This window comes from Streptomyces sp. NPDC020362, from assembly GCF_040642095.1.
Classification (GTDB): domain Bacteria; phylum Actinomycetota; class Actinomycetes; order Streptomycetales; family Streptomycetaceae; genus Streptomyces.
This window is the reverse complement of record NZ_JBFAET010000054.1, coordinates 1-16,117: the sequence shown is the minus strand read 5'-3', so window position 1 is coordinate 16,117 and position 16,117 is coordinate 1. Positions and strand designations below refer to the sequence as shown.

Annotated in this window: 15 protein-coding genes; 8 read left to right on the top strand and 7 right to left on the bottom strand. The window is 70.1% G+C overall.

The window, feature by feature from the left end:
• The first annotated feature begins 428 nt into the window (after window positions 1–428).
• Together AB0H32_RS20890 and AB0H32_RS20885 are read left to right on the top strand one after the other, a co-directional pair.
• Window positions 429–1,505 carry a PP2C family protein-serine/threonine phosphatase gene (locus tag AB0H32_RS20890; RefSeq protein WP_361122499.1) on the top strand — a complete coding sequence of 359 codons (1,077 nt, stop codon included), beginning with the start codon at window positions 429–431 and terminating at the stop codon, window positions 1,503–1,505.
• A gap of 318 nt (window positions 1,506–1,823) precedes the next feature.
• A complete protein-coding gene (locus tag AB0H32_RS20885; RefSeq protein WP_361122496.1) occupies window positions 1,824–3,860 on the top strand; it encodes a hypothetical protein in 2,037 nt (678 codons plus the stop codon).
• A 205-nt stretch (window positions 3,861–4,065) separates the two neighbouring features.
• On the opposite strand, the gene AB0H32_RS20880 is transcribed toward AB0H32_RS20885, so the two are convergent.
• Genes AB0H32_RS20880 through AB0H32_RS20870 form a run of 3 tightly spaced genes read right to left on the bottom strand, consistent with a single transcriptional unit; the run spans window position 4,066 to window position 6,362 of the window.
• The gene (locus tag AB0H32_RS20880) at window positions 4,066–4,872 is read right to left on the bottom strand and encodes an ABC transporter permease (protein WP_361122493.1); all 807 of its coding nucleotides are present in this window, start codon (window positions 4,870–4,872) and stop codon (window positions 4,066–4,068) included.
• On the bottom strand, window positions 4,869–5,810 hold the full coding sequence (locus AB0H32_RS20875; RefSeq protein WP_361122490.1) for an ABC transporter ATP-binding protein: 942 nt from the start codon (window positions 5,808–5,810) through the stop codon (window positions 4,869–4,871). Before AB0H32_RS20875 ends, AB0H32_RS20880 begins: the two co-directional genes overlap by 4 nt.
• Before the next feature lie 36 nt (window positions 5,811–5,846).
• The gene (locus AB0H32_RS20870) at window positions 5,847–6,362 is read right to left on the bottom strand and encodes a YceI family protein (protein WP_361122487.1); all 516 of its coding nucleotides are present in this window, start codon (window positions 6,360–6,362) and stop codon (window positions 5,847–5,849) included.
• A gap of 178 nt (window positions 6,363–6,540) precedes the next feature.
• Between AB0H32_RS20870 and AB0H32_RS20865 the strand changes: the two genes are divergently transcribed.
• Entirely contained in the window at window positions 6,541–7,755 is a 1,215-nt protein-coding gene (locus AB0H32_RS20865; RefSeq protein WP_361122484.1) for a histidine kinase, read from the top strand.
• Between the two features lie 2 nt (window positions 7,756–7,757).
• Window positions 7,758–8,408, top strand: a complete 651-nt coding sequence (locus tag AB0H32_RS20860) for a response regulator transcription factor (protein WP_361122481.1) — start codon at window positions 7,758–7,760, stop codon at window positions 8,406–8,408.
• Window positions 8,409–9,121: 713 nt separating this feature from the next.
• Here AB0H32_RS20860 and pyrE read toward each other — a convergent pair.
• Together pyrE and AB0H32_RS20850 are read right to left on the bottom strand one after the other, a co-directional pair.
• Window positions 9,122–9,652, bottom strand: a complete 531-nt coding sequence (gene pyrE, locus AB0H32_RS20855) for an orotate phosphoribosyltransferase (RefSeq protein ID WP_361122478.1) — start codon at window positions 9,650–9,652, stop codon at window positions 9,122–9,124.
• Window positions 9,653–9,724: 72 nt separating this feature from the next.
• Complete coding sequence (locus tag AB0H32_RS20850; RefSeq protein WP_361122475.1) at window positions 9,725–10,975, bottom strand: epoxide hydrolase family protein; 1,251 nt, start codon at window positions 10,973–10,975, stop codon at window positions 9,725–9,727.
• 25 nt (window positions 10,976–11,000) lie between these two features.
• Here AB0H32_RS20850 and AB0H32_RS20845 point away from each other — a divergent pair, with 25 nt between their 5' ends.
• Window positions 11,001–11,426, top strand: coding sequence for a hypothetical protein (locus AB0H32_RS20845; RefSeq protein WP_361122472.1), 426 nt, complete (start codon window positions 11,001–11,003; stop codon window positions 11,424–11,426).
• 134 nt (window positions 11,427–11,560) lie between these two features.
• On the opposite strand, the gene AB0H32_RS20840 is transcribed toward AB0H32_RS20845, so the two are convergent.
• Window positions 11,561–12,403, bottom strand: coding sequence for an IS5 family transposase (locus tag AB0H32_RS20840; RefSeq protein ID WP_361122469.1), 843 nt, complete (start codon window positions 12,401–12,403; stop codon window positions 11,561–11,563).
• Window positions 12,404–12,590: 187 nt separating this feature from the next.
• Between AB0H32_RS20840 and AB0H32_RS20835 the strand changes: the two genes are divergently transcribed.
• On the top strand, window positions 12,591–13,277 hold the full coding sequence (locus AB0H32_RS20835) for a helix-turn-helix domain-containing protein (RefSeq protein ID WP_361122466.1): 687 nt from the start codon (window positions 12,591–12,593) through the stop codon (window positions 13,275–13,277).
• Window positions 13,270–14,625, top strand: coding sequence for a serine hydrolase (locus AB0H32_RS20830; RefSeq protein ID WP_361122463.1), 1,356 nt, complete (start codon window positions 13,270–13,272; stop codon window positions 14,623–14,625). The genes AB0H32_RS20835 and AB0H32_RS20830 overlap by 8 nt, the downstream gene beginning before the upstream one ends.
• Window positions 14,626–14,677: 52 nt before the next feature.
• Here AB0H32_RS20830 and AB0H32_RS20825 read toward each other — a convergent pair whose 3' ends face one another.
• Window positions 14,678–15,139, bottom strand: coding sequence for a MarR family transcriptional regulator (locus AB0H32_RS20825; RefSeq protein ID WP_361122460.1), 462 nt, complete (start codon window positions 15,137–15,139; stop codon window positions 14,678–14,680).
• Window positions 15,140–15,238: 99 nt separating this feature from the next.
• Between AB0H32_RS20825 and AB0H32_RS20820 the strand changes: the two genes are divergently transcribed.
• On the top strand, window positions 15,239–16,117 hold an 879-nt coding region (locus AB0H32_RS20820; RefSeq protein WP_361122457.1), incomplete at its 3' end, for an SDR family oxidoreductase.

Below are 16,117 nucleotides of genomic sequence, written 5' to 3'. Positions count from 1 at the left end.
CGGACGGCCGTCCCGGCGCAGCGCCGACAAGCCTGCCGCACCCCGCCCTGCCCCGGCATCAGTACAAACACGTAGGCCGGCACCCGTGTCGGCCGAGCCCCGGCACGCGGCTGGTGAGCCCACGCGGAATGTCCGCGAGGCCGTGATCACCTCGGCCGGTGCAGCAGGGCCGGAGCGGTGGCCCCCGACCATCTGTGGTGCGTGGCGCGTCAAGAGGGCGAAGGCCCGATCACACTCCGCCCAGCGTCGTCTGCAGGCGGGCCGGGCAGGTCTCCGGGCTGCTCAGGGCGGTCGGCGGCAGAGTGGAGCCGCGGGCTTCGGAGAGGCAGGCTTGGTGCATGAAGTCGCTCTGGCGCTCACCCCCTCGGCCAGGAGCACGCGGCCGTGGCCGGGGCCTCTTCATGCTGGTGCAGTGCGTGCCCTTCCTGATGGCACTGGCCGTGCTGGTCATCGAGCTCACGCCCGCGCACTTCATCTACACCGGGCCGCTCCTCACCGCGGTCCCGGCGCTCGCGGGAGTGACCATGGGGCCCAAGGGCACCACCGCGGCGGCGGCACTGGCGCTGGCCATCAGCGTGACCACCGCGACCTACAACGCTGCTTGGGGCACTCTGCAGGTCTACACCAATTTCCTGGCTCTGGGCCTGGTCTCCGTAGCGGGTTTCATCTGCAGCAGCGCCGTGCAGGCGCGCAGGCAGAGAGAACTCGACCAGGTCCGCCGCATCGCCGTGGCGGCCCAGGAGGTCGTGCTGCGGCCCGTGCCCGCGAGACTGGGCCCAGTACTGGCGGGCAGCCTCTGCCTGGCCGCCGGGACGGGGGCACGGGTGGGCGGTGATCTCTACGAGGCCGTTCAGACGCAGCACGGCGTCCGGATGATCGTGGGGGATGTCCGGGGCAAGGGGCTGTCCGCGGTGCGGGCCGTTGCGGCGGCGCTGGGTGCGTTCCGGGAAGCCGTGCACTATGACGATGAGCTCGTAGAGGTCATGAACCGCTGCTCGGCCGCGCTGCGACGGGAAGTCGCGGTGCCGGGTGCGTACGCGCAGGAAGTGCTTATGGAAGGATTCACCACGGCACTCATCGCACAAGTGCCGGACGAGCCCGTGGTGCAGCTGATCAACCGGGGGCATCCGCCGCCACTGCTGCTGCACCAGGGCCGGGCCACGCCACTGATGCCCTCCCTGCCGCTGCCGCCTCTCGGCCTCGAAGACCTCGCTCCCGACCTCGTCGCCAAGCCCGAGAGCTATCCGTTCGTCCCCGGTGACCGTCTGTTGCTGTACACCGACGGCGTGATCGAGGCCCGCAACCGCGACGGCGAGTTCTTCGCCCTGCCGGAGACCATGGAAGGGATACCTGCCGGCACCGCCCCACCAGAGTTCCTGGAGCAACTGCACCAGGCGCTGATCCGCCATACCGAGGGTGACTTGGCCGACGATGTGGCGATGATCCTCGCCGACCGGCTCGGCAGCGAACAAGAGAGACTCCCCGGTGGGGCAGGCCTGGGTTAGGCAGCTGTCACGCTGCGGTGGGTCGCCCTGGGGCAACGACGCCGCCCGCCTGAATCCAGCCCCTGAAACCGCCTGGTACCGGAATCCGTGACGCGCGCTGTCGACCTGTTCGAGGTGGCTGCGGACCTGTGCGACTTCGATCCGGGACCCGGAACCGGGTGTGCACGGACAGAGCTGTCGACAGGGCCGACGCGGTGATGACAATGGATAGCCACATCACGCAATGGGGGCAGCGTGTTGCCATATCTGCACCGAGAAGGTGGCCGGAGCCGGGGCTGGCTGAGGTACCTGACAGCCGTGGGGGCCGGAGCCTGCGCATTGGGACTCGCTGCCACCTGGACGACCGGTCCGCTCGCCACCGGAATCGGCGCGGCCGTCACGGCGCTGTACAGCCTGGTGGCGGACCACACGCGACCGCGGCAGTCGCGTTCGCAGGCTGCGGCCCTGTTGCGGACCACGTCGGGACGCATCCCCCGGTGCAACCAGCTGGACCGTCCCGAACTGGCCGGCGTGCACCCCGCGGACGGCCAGCACGCTCAACCGGCACCCCCTTATGTGGAGCGTGATGCCGAGCCACTGGTACGGGAAGCGCTGGCGCAGGGCGGTTTCGTGCTGATCGTGGGTGAGTCGACGGCCGGAAAGACGCGTCTGGCCTACGAGGTCGCCCGGTCGCTCTTCCCGCGACACGCCTTCGTACGCCCCCTGACCAGGACCGCTCTCGCCGCCGCCATCGAGGTGGCCCGGCGTCGCAGACGCGCTGTCCTGTGGCTGGACGACCTTGAGGACTATCTGGGTGCCGACGGGGTGACCACCTCGATGCTGGCCGGGCTGCTTCAGGGTCGGTCCGGTCGTGCCGTGGTACTGGCGACGATGCGGTCGGAGGAGTACCGCCGTTACGACGCCCGCGAGGAGAGCAGGCTCACCGGATCCGACCGGGACGCATGGCGGGTCCAGCGGGAGGTGCTGGACCGGGCACGGAAGATCCGCCTCGCTCGCCACTGGACGCCCGCGGAACAGCAGCGTGCCGCGGCGCACCGGGCCGATCCGCGGATCAGACTCGCGCTCAAGAGCTGCGACCGGTTCGGAGTCGCAGAAGTGGTCGCGGCCGGCCCCGAGTTGCTGGCTGCCTGGGAGAACGCCTGGGCGCCGGGGGCCAATCCGCGCGGCGCGGCCGTCGTGGCCACGGCTGTCGACTGCCGCCGGTCGGGGCTGCGGCGGCCGGTGAGCAGACAGTGGCTCCAAGACCTCCATCTTCCGTATCTCGCCGAGCGCGGCGGGCCGGATCTGCAACCTGAGCCCTTTGAGGAGGCCATGCAATGGGCCTGCAAGGCCGCCTACGCGACGAGCGGGCTGCTGGTCGGCAACTACAGTCAGGGCTACCTGGCGTTCGACTACCTGCTGAACACGCAAGGACTCCCTCCGGTGCCGGATCATCTGTGGGAGGCGCTGCTGACCCGGGTCGAGCCCGCCGACGCCTACGACATGGGACTGGTTGCCCATCAGGCGAACCAGCTGTCGCGTGCGGTTGCGGCTCTCGAACTGGCCCGGGTCGGGGGAGCGGCCGGCGCGGACTTCCTGCTGGCGATCGCTGTCGGAGACCGCGGCCGGCCGCGCCAGGCGGTACGGAACCTCGAGGACGTCGTACGGCACAGGCGCGCCGAACTCGGCCCGTGCCATCCCGACACGCTGGCCGCCCGACATCAGTGGGCGTTCTTCACGGGGGAGGCCGGCGACACGCATGCGGCCCAAGCCGCATTCACCGAACTGGTGGTCGACACGACGGCGACCCTCGGGCCGACGCACACCGACACGCTGGCCGCCCGGCATCAGCAGGCCTATTTCACCGGAGAGGCGGGAACCACCCAGACGGCGGTCCGGCAGCTGCGGGCTCTTCTGGAGGACCGATTACGGCTGGAAGGACCGGACCACCCCCAAGTCCTCGCCACCCGGCGCAGTCTCATCTGGTTCTCCAGCCTCCATGAGGATCTCGGCCAGGCCGAACTCGAGCTGCAGCACCTTCTGCAGGACGCACTGCGATGCCTCGGGCCGGACGACCCGCACACACTCGCCATCGTCAGCACCCAGGCGGCATTTGCTGCCCGCGCGGGCCGAACGGCGGAAGCAGCGGCGGCATTCACCCAGCTGGTGATCGACCGCAGCCGTGTTCTCGGCGCCGACCACCCGCACGTCGTCCACACCCGCCTGCAGAGGTGCCAGGCGTGGATTGCCGAAGGCCGTACCGGGGAGGCGGGCGAGGAGCTGACACGAGTCCTGCATCAGGCGCAGCGCGTTCTCGAGTCCGGACACCGCCACATCAACCTCGCAAGGATCATGCTCGACGAACTGCACCAGTGACGACGACTTCCGACGTACCAGCGGGTGCCGGCGGCGCGCCCGGAGCGGTCGTCACCTGCCTCCGCGGACGACGGGTGCAGCCGGACGCAGAGAGACCGCGACCCTGACCCGCTGAACGATGAGCAAAGTCACGGCTCTCCGGCCGCCGGGGAGGCAACGGGAGGCTCACCGCGGGCCGGATCGACCGAGGGTTTGCCCGGGGCGCTCACTCCGCACGCTGATCCCAGCGGAACCGCCGGACGGCCACCACGGCACCGGCCGTCCCCCACAGCAGCAGGACGCCGTAGTCCCGCCAGGGGAGGCCGGCACGGTCCGTGGTGAAGGCGCGGAACAGGGCGTCGTTGAACGGCTTCACCGGCAGGGCACCGGCGATGGCGTTCAGCAGGGCGGAGTGGATCGGCATGTACGTGCCCGAGACGAACACGAGCGGGAACAGCACCAGCTGCACGACCGACGGCGCGGCCTCCGCGTTGCGGATCAGCGAGGCCACCGCGACTCCGAGGGCGCAGAAGGCACCCGCGCCGAGCACCACGGTCACCGCCGGCGCGGCCCACTGCGAGGCGGCGGGCAGCGAGACGCCGTAGAGCCTGCCGACCGCCGTGATGAGCAGGACGTCGACGACGCTCACCAGGACGCAGTGCGCCAGCAGACCCACGAAGTACACGGACGCGGACAGAGGGGTGGCCCGGACCCGCTTCAGCAACCCGCTCTGCCGCCGTGTCGCGAGCACGATCGCCAACTGGCTGTAGCAGGAGCCCAGTACGGACACGGCGGCGATCGTGGACACGTAGTACTGGAGGGCGGATCGCCCGAAGTAGAACTCGCTCCTCCCGATGCCGCCGAACAGCCCGCCGAAGACCGCCATGACCACGACCGGGAAGACGAACGTGAAGAACGCGCTCTGCGGATTGCGCCAGAACGACAGCTGCTCGTAGCGGATCTGATGCCACACCAGGCGCAGGACCCGGTTCGGCGTCGGTCCGGCCGTGGCTCGGGGAGCGGTGATGCTCACGATGTGCTCCTCTCCGGTGTGCGCTCCGGCGTGCCATGGTTCTGGTCGGTCAGACGCAGATAGACGTCCTCCAGGCTGGGCCGGTCGACCGTCAGCCCGGAGAGCACGGTGTCGCGGCCCAGCGCCCAGTCCGTGAGCCGGTGCAGCGTCCGGGTCGGCTCCGCGGACTCGACGGTGACCAGGCCGTCCTCGCCGGGCGTGGCGGGAACCGGCAGATCGGCGACCGTGGTTGCGGGCGGCAGTGCGAAGCGGATCCGGGCCCGTGCGGTGTCGCGTCCGCCCAGGGTCGCGGGCGTGCCCGCGGCCACGATCCGGCCGTCGGCGATCACCGCCACCCGGTCGGCCAGCTCCTGGGCCTCCTCCATGTAGTGGGTGGTGAGCAGAATGGTGGTTCCCGCGTCACGCAGGTCACGCATCATCTGCCAGGCGGCCCGGCGCGCTACCGGATCGAATCCGGTCGTCGGCTCGTCGAGGAAGAGCAGGCTCGGGTCGCCGATCATCCCCAGTGCGAGATCCAGGCGGCGCTTCTGGCCGCCGGAGAGCGCCCGGACCTTCTTCTTCTCCAGCCCGGCGAGGCCGACCAGGCCCATCACCTCGTCGATGTCGCGGGGCGCGGGGTAGTAGCCCCCATTGCGGGCGATCGTCTCGCGGACGGTGAGATACGGCTCGACCGCGATGTCCTGCAACACCAGCCCGATCCTCTCCCGCAGGATGCGCGCGGTGGCCTTCTCACCCGGGTCCAGGCCGAGCACGGCGACCCGTCCCAAGTCGCGGCCCCGAAACCCCTCCAGGATCTCCATGGTGGAGGTCTTGCCCGCCCCGTTGCGGCCGAGCAGCGCGAAGATCTCCCCGTGCTCGACAGTGAAGCTCACCCCGCGCACCGCCCACACCGTGCCGTACCGCTTGTGCAGACCCTCCACCACGACCGCGTCAGCCACGGCCGCCTCCCGTCCCTCGGTGCGCGGCCCCCGCTGTCAGGCGCGAACGCAACGGATCTCCAACGTCAGGTCGATGCGGCGCCCGGCCATTCCACGGGCCGCCGTCACACCGAACTCGGTACGGTCGACCCGCGTGGTGGCACGGACGGTGAAGGCATCGGCGAGCACCTCGCAGCGCACGACCGAAAGGCGGGCCGGCCGGGGGACTCCGCACACGGTCAGCGTGCCGGAGACCGTGGTGGCGTCCACCCGGTCGGAGGCGAACGTGATCAGTGGGTACCGGTCGGCGTTCAGGAACTTCGGCGACCGTACGGCGGCGTCCCGCTGGTCGTTGCCCGTGCGGAAACTCATCGCGTCGAGCTCCGCGTGCACACGCGACGAAGAGAGCGGCCCGGTCACGTCGACGGTGCCGACGCGGATCGCGAAGGTGCCGCGCACCGGCAGAAGGCCGAAGAGGTGCCTGCTCTTGAACGAGAGGGACGAACTGTCCGTGTCGATCGTGTAGTGACCGAGCCGGGGAGCCGTCGTGGCGGGGTTGTCTGTCGCATCCATGCCCCCATTCCACGGCGGCGGGCGTGCAGCGCGGCAGGGCGAGTGGTTGGTTCCCGACCCGACGAAAGCACGCTCACGCTGTCCGGCATACGACTTTCGTAGGGTCCGCCCGAGCCGGAGGTGTCCGGTGCCGGCTGCCGGGCCGGGTCCGCGCAGCCGATGCCCTACGGTGAGCGTCATGACCGATGACCGGGGGGCGTGTGACGGGCCGTGGCTCCGTCGGCACCGGCTCGCCGTGGACGTGACGATCGCGGCAGTCTTCGTGCTGCTCGACACCGGCACGACGCTGGCCGGCGCCACCTGGTGGCCCGACCGTCCGGGCGCGCTCGCCTGGGCCGTGCTGGGTGTGCAGGCGCTCGCCTGCGCCTCGCTCGCCTTCCGCCGCATCGCCCCGCTGACCGTCGTCGGTGTGCTCGGCGCGTTCACGCTCGCGGTGACGCTGCTGATCTCACCGGCGGGCGCACTGACGCCCGCCCACCCGGGTGGCGTATGGGCTCCCCTCTCCACCCTGCCGGCCGCCTACGGACCGTTCTTCTACCAACAGAACCGCCGTACGGCGTACTTGGCGCTCGGCGCCTTCACCCTCGTCGTCATGCGGCCCTGGGAGCCGTCCGTCACGAACATGACGGTCGGGCTGCTGCGTACCGCCGTCGGGCCGCTGCTGGCCCTGTACTTCGACACCCGCCGCAGGCTGTTGCAGGCACTGGTCGAGCGCGCCGAGCGCGCCGAGCGGGAGCGTCATCTGCTGGCCGAGCAGGCCCGCGCCGAAGAACGCGCCAGGCTCGCCGGTGAGATGCATGACGTGGTCACCCACCGGGTGAGCCTGATGGTGCTGCAGGCCGGTGCCCTGAGGGTGACGGCACCGGACGAGGCGACCCGGCAGGCGGCGGAGGAACTGCGCGCCGCGGGCTGCCAGGCGCTGGATGAACTGCGGGACCTGGTCGGCATCCTGCGGACCGCGCCGGAGGGCGACCGGACCCCCTCGGTGGCCGGTTTCGCCGACCTGGTCGCCGAGTCCGTGGCGGTGGGGATACCGACCGAGCTGATCGAGCAGGGCGACCCGGCGCTGGCCTCACCGGTGGTCGGACGCACCGCCTACCGTGTGCTGCGCGAGGCGCTGACCAATGTACGCAAGCACGCTCCCGGCGCCCGTGTGAAGGTGCGAGTGGAGTACGGCAACGCACAGGTGCGGCTGGCGGTCCGCAACACGCCACCGACCGGCAGACCCCGCAGCGCCCTCGCCGGTACCGGCTCCGGTCTGGGGATAGCGCATCTGCGGCAGCGCATCGAACTCGTGCACGGCACGCTGCGTGCCGAACCCTGTTCCGACGGCGGGTTCAGCGTCGAGGCGACGCTGCCCGCGTTCGTCCCGACTGCGGAAGCGGAGCTGTGAGCGTGGCCAGGGTAGTGGTGGTGGACGACGAACCGATGGTGTGCGGGTTCCTGCGCACCATTCTCGGCTCGGCCCCGGACATCGAGGTCGTCGACGAGGCGCACGACGGCGCGGCCGGCGTCGAGGCGGTCCGGCGCAGCCGCCCGGACGTAGTCCTGATGGACCTGCGCATGCCGGGCACGGACGGGCTGACCGCGATCGGACGCATCAACGAACTCGCCGACCCGCCGCGCATCGTGGTGCTGACCACCTTCGACGCCGACCAGTACGTGCTGCGCGCGCTGCGGGCCGGGGCGACCGGCTTCCTGGTGAAGTCCACCCCGCCGGAGGAACTGATCGGTCTCGTGCGGACCGCCGCGCAGGGGCACACCGTCCTGTCGCCCTCCGCCGCGCGCCGGCTGATCGCCGCCTCGACGGACAGCCTCCCGGCCCGCGACCGGGCCCGCGAACTGGTCGGCTCGCTGACCGAGCGAGAGGTCCAGGTGCTGGCCGGTCTCGGCGAGGGTCTGTCGAACGCGCAGATCGCGGCGCGACTGTACCTCTCCGAGGCCACGATCAAGGGCTATGTCTCGCGGATGCTGGACAAGCTGGGCTGCGTCAACCGCACCCAGGCCGGCCTCCTCGCCCACGACGCGGGGATCGCCGACGCCTAGCGCTCGGACCGCTTCGGTTCGCCGAGCCGGCGGTCGTGGCGGTCGGACGGGTGCCGGCGTTCGTTCCGATGAGCCCTTCTCGCATGTGCGCCGGCGCGGCGTCGGCGGGCGTCACCCCGACGTGCTCGCCCCTGCAGTCACAGCATCAGCCGGGCGGGGGAAGGCGTGCGGGGAGGCGTTGCTCACCTGCCGTCTGCTCGCCGAGCACTACACCTGGATGCTGGGCGGCGACGTCCACGAAGCCGTAAACGGGCGGGCCAGGCCAGTCTCGGAACTCGGCCTGGCGGGAGCCGAAGACGGCGGGACGGTCATTGATCCGGGCTGCGGCTCCGGTAACAGACACTGGCCCTGGTCCGCCTCGGCTTCTCTCCCGTGATCGCCGCGGACACCAGCCGCCGCCTGTTCGACGAGCTGGCAGCGCCCACGTCCAGGGCACGGGGGAGGTGGGGCCGGTGCACGGCGACATCCGCACGGTGCTGCCCGAGGCGGCCGAGCCGAGTACGGTCGCGTCGTCTGCATGGGCGCGGATCCTGCACGCCGTGACGTCCTGACGGCATTCGTGGCTCTCGTACGACGCGGTACGCGACCATGGCGGTCACGGCCGCGCGCACCGGCGCGAACTGAACGGCGGACATGAGCGCCCCCGTCAGAAGGGCCCAACTTCCTCTGTTCTGTTCAGCGCCGGGCAGCCGGCGGACACGAGGCCCGGCAGGTCAGGCGGCGGTCCGCAGATCCTCGGCCGTCAGCAGAGACAGCAGACGGATGCCTTCGGCCGCGAGAGCTTCGGCGCCGCCCTGCTCACGGTCGATCACACACAGGGCCTCGTGCACCTGCGCCCCCAGGCCGCGCAGATCCGCGGTCGACAACACGATCTGTCCGCCGCTGGTGACCACGTCCTCCACGACCAGCACCCGTCGGCCCGAGACCTCGGCCCCCTCGGCGAGTCGGCAGGTGCCGTACGCCTTGGCCTGCTTGCGAACGAACGCGCAGGGCAGCCCCGTGTGGCGGCCGAGGGCGGTCACCACCGGTATGCCGCCCATCTCCAGACCCGCCAGCACCTCCGTGTCGGACGGCACCAGTGGTGCCATCCGCCGGGCGATCTCGTCCAGCAGAACGGGGTCGGCTTCGAACCGGTACTTGTCGAAGTACTCCGTGGCGGTCCGCCCGGACCGCAGGGTGAACCGACCGGTCAGATGGGACGCAGCGTGGATACGAAGTGCAAGATCAGCATGGGTCACAGGCATCCAGTCTTCCAGCCGCTCTGTCTGCCCCGGCCACCGGGTTCCCTGGGTAGCCCCCGGACCAGGGAGATTTCCTCATCCACGACCTGCTTGCCTCGGCTCTGCAGGACCGCACGGAACGGCCGTGACGCTAGATTCTCGTCGCAGGCTTCGGAAGAAGGCGCGGACGTCGCCGATGAGCAGGTCGGGCTCCTCCATCGCGGCGAAGTGGCCTCCCCGATCGAACTCCGTCCAGCGGACGATGTTGTTGGTGCGTTCGGCGATGTGGCGCAGGACGATGAAGTTCTCCTGCGGGAAGGAGGCGAACGCGGTGGGGGTTTTCGAGGGCTCGGGCGGCTGTCCCCAGTAGGGCGCGTGGGCGCGCTCGTAGTAGATGCGCCCGGAGGAGCCGGCGGTCCCGGTCAGCCAGTACAGCATCACGTTGGTCAGGAGATGGTCGCGATCGACGGCGTCCTCCGGCAGGTCGGAGGAATCGGTCCACTCCTTGAACTTCTCGACGATCCACGCAAGCTGGCCGACGGGGGAGTCGGTGAGTGCGTAGGCGAGGGTCTGCGGACGCGTGGACTGGATGTCGGCATAGCCCTGTTTCTCGCGACTCCATGCCCGCATCCGCTCCCAGGAGGCCCGGGTGCGTTCCTGTTCCGCGGGGCTGAGGGCGGCGAGTTCCTCCCCGGTCGGCTCGGCCGCCGCCCCTGCGCCGGGAATCATGTTCAGGTGGACCCCGATGACCTGGTCGGGGCGGATGCGACCCAGTTCGCGAGAGATGGCTGATCCCCAGTCGCCGCCCTGGGTCCCGTATCGGTGATATCCCAGGCGCTGCATCAACTCGGCGAAAGCGGCCGCGACACGGTGGTACTCCCAGCCCGATTCGCGGGTGGGGCCGGAGAACCCGAAGCCGGGGATGCCCGGAAGGACCAGGTGGAAGGCATCGGCGGGATCGGCGCCGTGCGCCCGCGGGTCGGTGAGCGGGCCGGCGATCCGCTCGAACTCGACGATGGATCCGGGCCAGCCGTGCGTGATGATCAGAGGCGTGGCATCCGGTTCCGGGGAGCGGATGTGCGCGAAATGGATGTGCGCGCCGTCGATCGTGGTCGTGAACTGCGGCCACTGGTTCAGGCGGCTCTCCGCCGCTCGCCAGTCGTACTCGTGCCGCCAGTAGTGCGCAAGCTCCCGCAGGTAGTCACGCGGAACGCCGTACGCCCAGCCGACGTTCGGCAGTTCGTCCGGCCAGCGGGTGCGGTCAAGACGGTTCCGCAAGTCGTCCAGATCGCTCTCCGGAATCGATACGCGGAACGGTCGGATCGTCTCGTTCTGTGGTGTCGTCATATCGGCGCAGCTTAGGTTCACGGGGGTGAGCGCGGCCGCCGCGAGCCGCCGGGTCACCGTCACCCTGCAGAGCCGGGCGGCCGTGGGGGAGGACGACAGGGACTGGAAGCAGGTGGGCACCCCGCTGGAGCTCACCTGCCGAGCCGACGGGAGCTCATTCGCCTGGACCGGCGGGATCGCGCCGCCGGCCGGGCGGCTGCTGACGCTGTACCGGCTGCTGGTGCAGGAGTACGAGCTCTACCGCGCCGATCAGGACACGGCCACCGACACCGTCACCGTGAACGGTACGGCGGTGCCCGCCGCTCGGCGCCTGGTGCATGCCGACTCCTTCGGCCTGACGGTCGGCCTGCTCGGCCGCATCGGCTTCGAGCTCCAGGAGACCGGCATGGGGCGGACGATCGTACGCGGGATCCCGGAGCGTGGCTCTGAGCGGGCGTCAGCAGTTCCTTGACCGGATATTGTCAGAGCTCCCGCTTCGCGGGAGCGACCAGGTGCCTCTTCGGCGGCACTGCCGGTTCGCTGATCAGGGAGCGGCGGCCTGAAGCAACGTCATGGGCCTTAGAACTCGCGCGGATAGGCGTGGGCTTACGGGCGTCGCCTCGGGCGGTTGTCCCAGCGGTTGGTGGTCCAGGATCGTCGGATCAGGCTGCGGACGGTGATGATCGTGTCTGCGAGGTCGAAGAAGGCGTCGATCACGACGGCGCGGCGTTCGTAGCAGCGGGAAAGACGGTGGAAGGCGTTCTGCCAGGCGTGGGTGCGCTCGACGTGCCACCGCCGGCTCGCCTGAATCGGTGCTTTCTCGCCCTTGTGCGCTATTCGACCGTGCAGCCCGCGTTCGTCGAGCAGGGCGCGGGTCTTGTTCGAGTCGTACCCAGCGTCCAGGTGCACCGTGATGTCGTCGGGCAGCGGCCCGAGTTCCGCGAGGCGGTCCAGGGTCGGGGCCAGCAGTGGAGAGTCGTGACAGTTCGCCCCGGCCAGGACACGGCCGAGCGGGATTCCGTAGCCGTCAGTCATGCCGGAGCGCTTCAGGCCCTGTTTTCCCCGGTCGACCGGGGAACGGCCGGCGACCTCGCCGCCGCCGGGTGCCTTGGTGAGGGAGCCGTCGATGGCGATCTGATCCAGCATTAGGCCGACGATGCGGTCGTAGGAGTCGAGCGCGATCTGCTTCAACTGGCTGAAGATGCCCAGGCGGATCCACTCATCGCGACGGCTGCGGATGGTGCTCGCCGAGCAGGTCGTGTCAGCAATCGCCTCGTAGGGGCAGCCGAACCGCAGCAACTGCAGAAGCTTGTCGAACACGATCCGGTCACTGATGCGCGGACGGTGGCAGCGCAGAGGGTGGTCCGGGTGGTAGAGCGGCCGCTGGGGCAGCAGGGCCGAGAACTGGTCCCACAGCGGTTCGGTCAGCCATGGCGGAAGAACAGGCACAGGTCTCCCCGGTGATCGCAGAGCGTCGCGCTGGGCTGGCGGCAGCGATCGCCTCGACTGCCTGCGTCCGGCTGATAAGCCCTTCCCGAACGTCGCCGCATCGTGGTCGCACTCCAGAGTTGACCATCCCACCCCAGCATTGTCATCATTGATGACAGCACTGATGATTTCGAGAGTGGGGACGGACATGGCTGTGGGCAAGGGCCGGGCGGTGCGGTTGTCGCCGGAGCTGATCGTGGAGGCGGCCGTGCGGATCGCGGCGCGGGCGGAACCGGACGGGCTGACCGGACGGGCTCTGGGAGAGGAACTGGGTGTGGACCGGTCGGCGGTGTGGCGGCATTTCGCGGACCGGGACGCGCTGCTGCTGGCGGTGGGTGACCGGCTGCTGGCAATGGCCGTGGAGCGTGTGCCCGACGGCCTGGGGCCGCGGGAGGTTCTGCAGGAGCTGGCCCGCTCCCTGGTGGAGGTCTTTGCGGCCCACCCGTACGTCGGTGCGGCCGTCGCATGCCGGACCACCCGCGGCCCGGGGGAGTTCGCCGCGATGGAGACGATGCTCACGGCGCTGGAGGAGATCGGTCTGGACGAGGGCAGTGTGGCTCGCTACCAACGGATGCTCGCCGACACCGTGCTGGCGTACGCGGGCATGCGTGCCGGGTATGCCGCGCTCCCGCAGGAGGTGCGCGCCGCCGACGAGCATGCCTGGGCCGGGGCATACGCCACCATCTCCCCCGAGCAGTATCCGGCCATCACCACGCACCTGCCCCACCTGGCAGCGCAGGACGACGAGGCCGTCTTCCAGACGCTGATGGAAGCGTTCTGGCTGGCCGTCGACGCAACCGCCCGCACCACCCCCAAGGACGGCGCCGATGTCTGACCACCGCCCTGCTGTGGAAGCCGCCGACGAGGCTGACGAGGCTGTCGACACGGACCAGAAAGCCCCCCAGGACAGCAGTCCCGAACCGGCAGCCAGCTCCCGGTCCGCTTCCGCTGCCGGTCCCACCACCCGGGCCGTGGAGCCGACCGACCGCACCGTGGCCGACTCGCGTTCTGCAAAGCCGCGGACACGGCGCGTACTACGGCGCACCCTCATCGCACTGCCGGTGGCGCTTGGCGTGCTGGTGGCCGGCTCCTACACGGCCACCGCGCTGCTGGACATCCCCTCCCCACCCACGCTGGCCCAACTGCTGACCACCGAGCCCTCGCGGCAGGGCGACCTGTTCGCCACCCGCACCATCCCCGCCTCCGCCACGCCGGCACCCCTGCCCGTCCACGACGAGTCGCTTCCTGCGACCGTGCCATGGAAGGGCGAGCGGGCGCCGGTCGAGCAGTTCCTGACGACCACCCACACCAATGCCTTCCTTGTCCTCAGGAATGGCCGGCTGACCCACGAGTGGTACCGCAACGGGGTGAGCCCCACCACCCGCCTGTCGTCCTGGTCGGCCGCCAAGTCGGTGGTGTCCCTGCTCGCCGGGCAGGCCATCGAACAGGGCAGACTCCGGGAAGACGACCGGCTGGTCGATATCCTGCCCCAGCTGAAGACCGGCGGAGCCTACGACGCCATCACCGTGCGCGACCTGCTGGACATGACCTCGGGCGTGGACGTCCCGGAGAACTACAACGAGTACTACCCGCTGACCGGCACCGCCCGGATGTACCTCACCCGGGACCTGCCCGCCTTCGCGCAGGACCATCGAGACCTGCAGTTCCCGCCGGGCAGCCAAGGCGCCTACCGCAGCATCGACACCGAACTCCTTGGCCAGGTCCTGGCCAAGGCCCAAGGACGGCCGCTGGCCGACCTCCTGGCGGACAACATCTGGGCACCGATGGGAGCACAGGACAGCGCCACCTGGAACCTCGACCACGACAACGGCCACGAGAAGGCGTACTGCTGCATCAACGCCACCCCCCGCGACTACGCCAAACTCGGCCAACTCGTCCTGAACAACGGCCGCGCCCAGGACAAACAGATCATCCCCCCGGCATGGATCAAGCGCATCGCCACCCCAGCACCCCACAAAGTCGACGGCTGGGGCTACTCCGCGCAGTGGTGGCATCCGCCCGGCGGCAACGGCAAGGACTACTCCGCCCTCGGCGTGTACGGGCAGTACATCTACGTCGACCCCGTAAGCAAGACCGTCGTGGTGAAACTCAGCGACTACGGGGACCAGCAAGACGAACAGGAGACCTTCGACGCCCTGCGCGCCATCGCCCAGAGCGGCTGACCTGTACCTGCCGTGCTGTCACGGGTACCCCCGCGCCTATCTGCGCGATCTCTTAGGCGTCCTTGTTGGCCTTGAGCTTCTGCCACACCGTGCTGAGCGCTTGCAGGTCGTCCTGGTCGAGGAGGTCCGTGAAGACAGGGGCGAGGCACTCGCGGCGGGTGGCGTCGGCCGCCTCGAACAGCCGGTGGCCCTCGGGAGTGAGCGAGACCTCGACGGAGCGGGCGTCGCGCGGCGAGGGGGTGCGGGTGACCAGGCCGCGGCTCTGGAGGGCGTCGACGACGCGCGAGACCTGGCTGCGGCTGAGCATGGTGCTGTTGCCCAGGACCGAGGCCGGAACGGGGTCGGGGCTGGAGGCCAGCCAGAGCAGGACCTCGAACCAGGAGACCGGCAGGTCGTGCGCCTTGGTCAGGGCACGGTCCACTCGGTCCGTCAGGACGGTCCCGGCCCAGACCAGCCCGTAGAAGGCGTGGTCGGCCACGGGCATCTCGGCCTGGGTGAGCTTCTTCTTCGGCATGTCCCCAGCTTAGCGGTTGCGTGTACACGCACATAGATGCATTATGGTGTGTGTACACGCACTCAAATGTGCGTCATCCCCACCACGAAGGGCTTCCCCATGTCTTCCCAGTCCCCCAAGGTCGTCCTCATCACCGGTACCTCCTCGGGCATCGGCCTCGCCGCCGCCGTCTCCGCCGCCCGCGCCGGCTGGACCACGGTCGCCACGCTGCGTGACCCCAGCCGCTCCGACGCCCTGCGCAAGGCCGCCGCCGAGGCGGGCGTGGAACTCGACATCCGCCGGCTCGACGTCACCGACGAGGCCTCCATCACGTCCGCGATCGACGGCGTGCTCGCCGACTACGGCCACCTGGACGCCGTCGTCAACAACGCAGGCGCCGGACACCTCGGCACCCTGGAGAACGAGTCAGTGGCCGAGGTCCGCAAGGTCATGGAGGTCAACTTCTTCGGCGTACTCAACGTCTCCAAGGCCGCCATGCCCCACCTGCGCGCCTCCGGCGGCCGTCTGATCACCGTCACCAGCGTCGGCGGCGTCATCGGCCAGCCCTTCAACGAGGCCTACTGCGCGGCCAAGTTCGCCGTCGAGGGGTACATGGAGAGCCTGGCTCCCGTGGCCGCGGCGCACGGAGTGTCCGTCTCCGTGATCGAGCCCGGCGCCGTCGCCACCGAGTTCGTGGCCAACGTCGGTGTGGACCTGGAAGAGGCCGTCGCCGGTGCCGGGGTGTACGCACCCCAGCTGAGCGCCTACGTGAACCGCACGGTCGGGCAGTTCCTGGACGGCGCGCAGACCGCCGAGGGCGCCGCCGAGTCGGTGATCGAGGCGCTGACCGCGGACCGGCCCGCCTTCCGCCTCCAGACCTCCGACTGGGCCCGTGGCTTCGTGGGCACCAAGATCACCGACCTGGACGGCTCGGCGGTCGTCGGTATCACCCAGGGCTGGGTCGCCTGTCCTGCACGCACCCGGCGAGGTGGGAGAGGG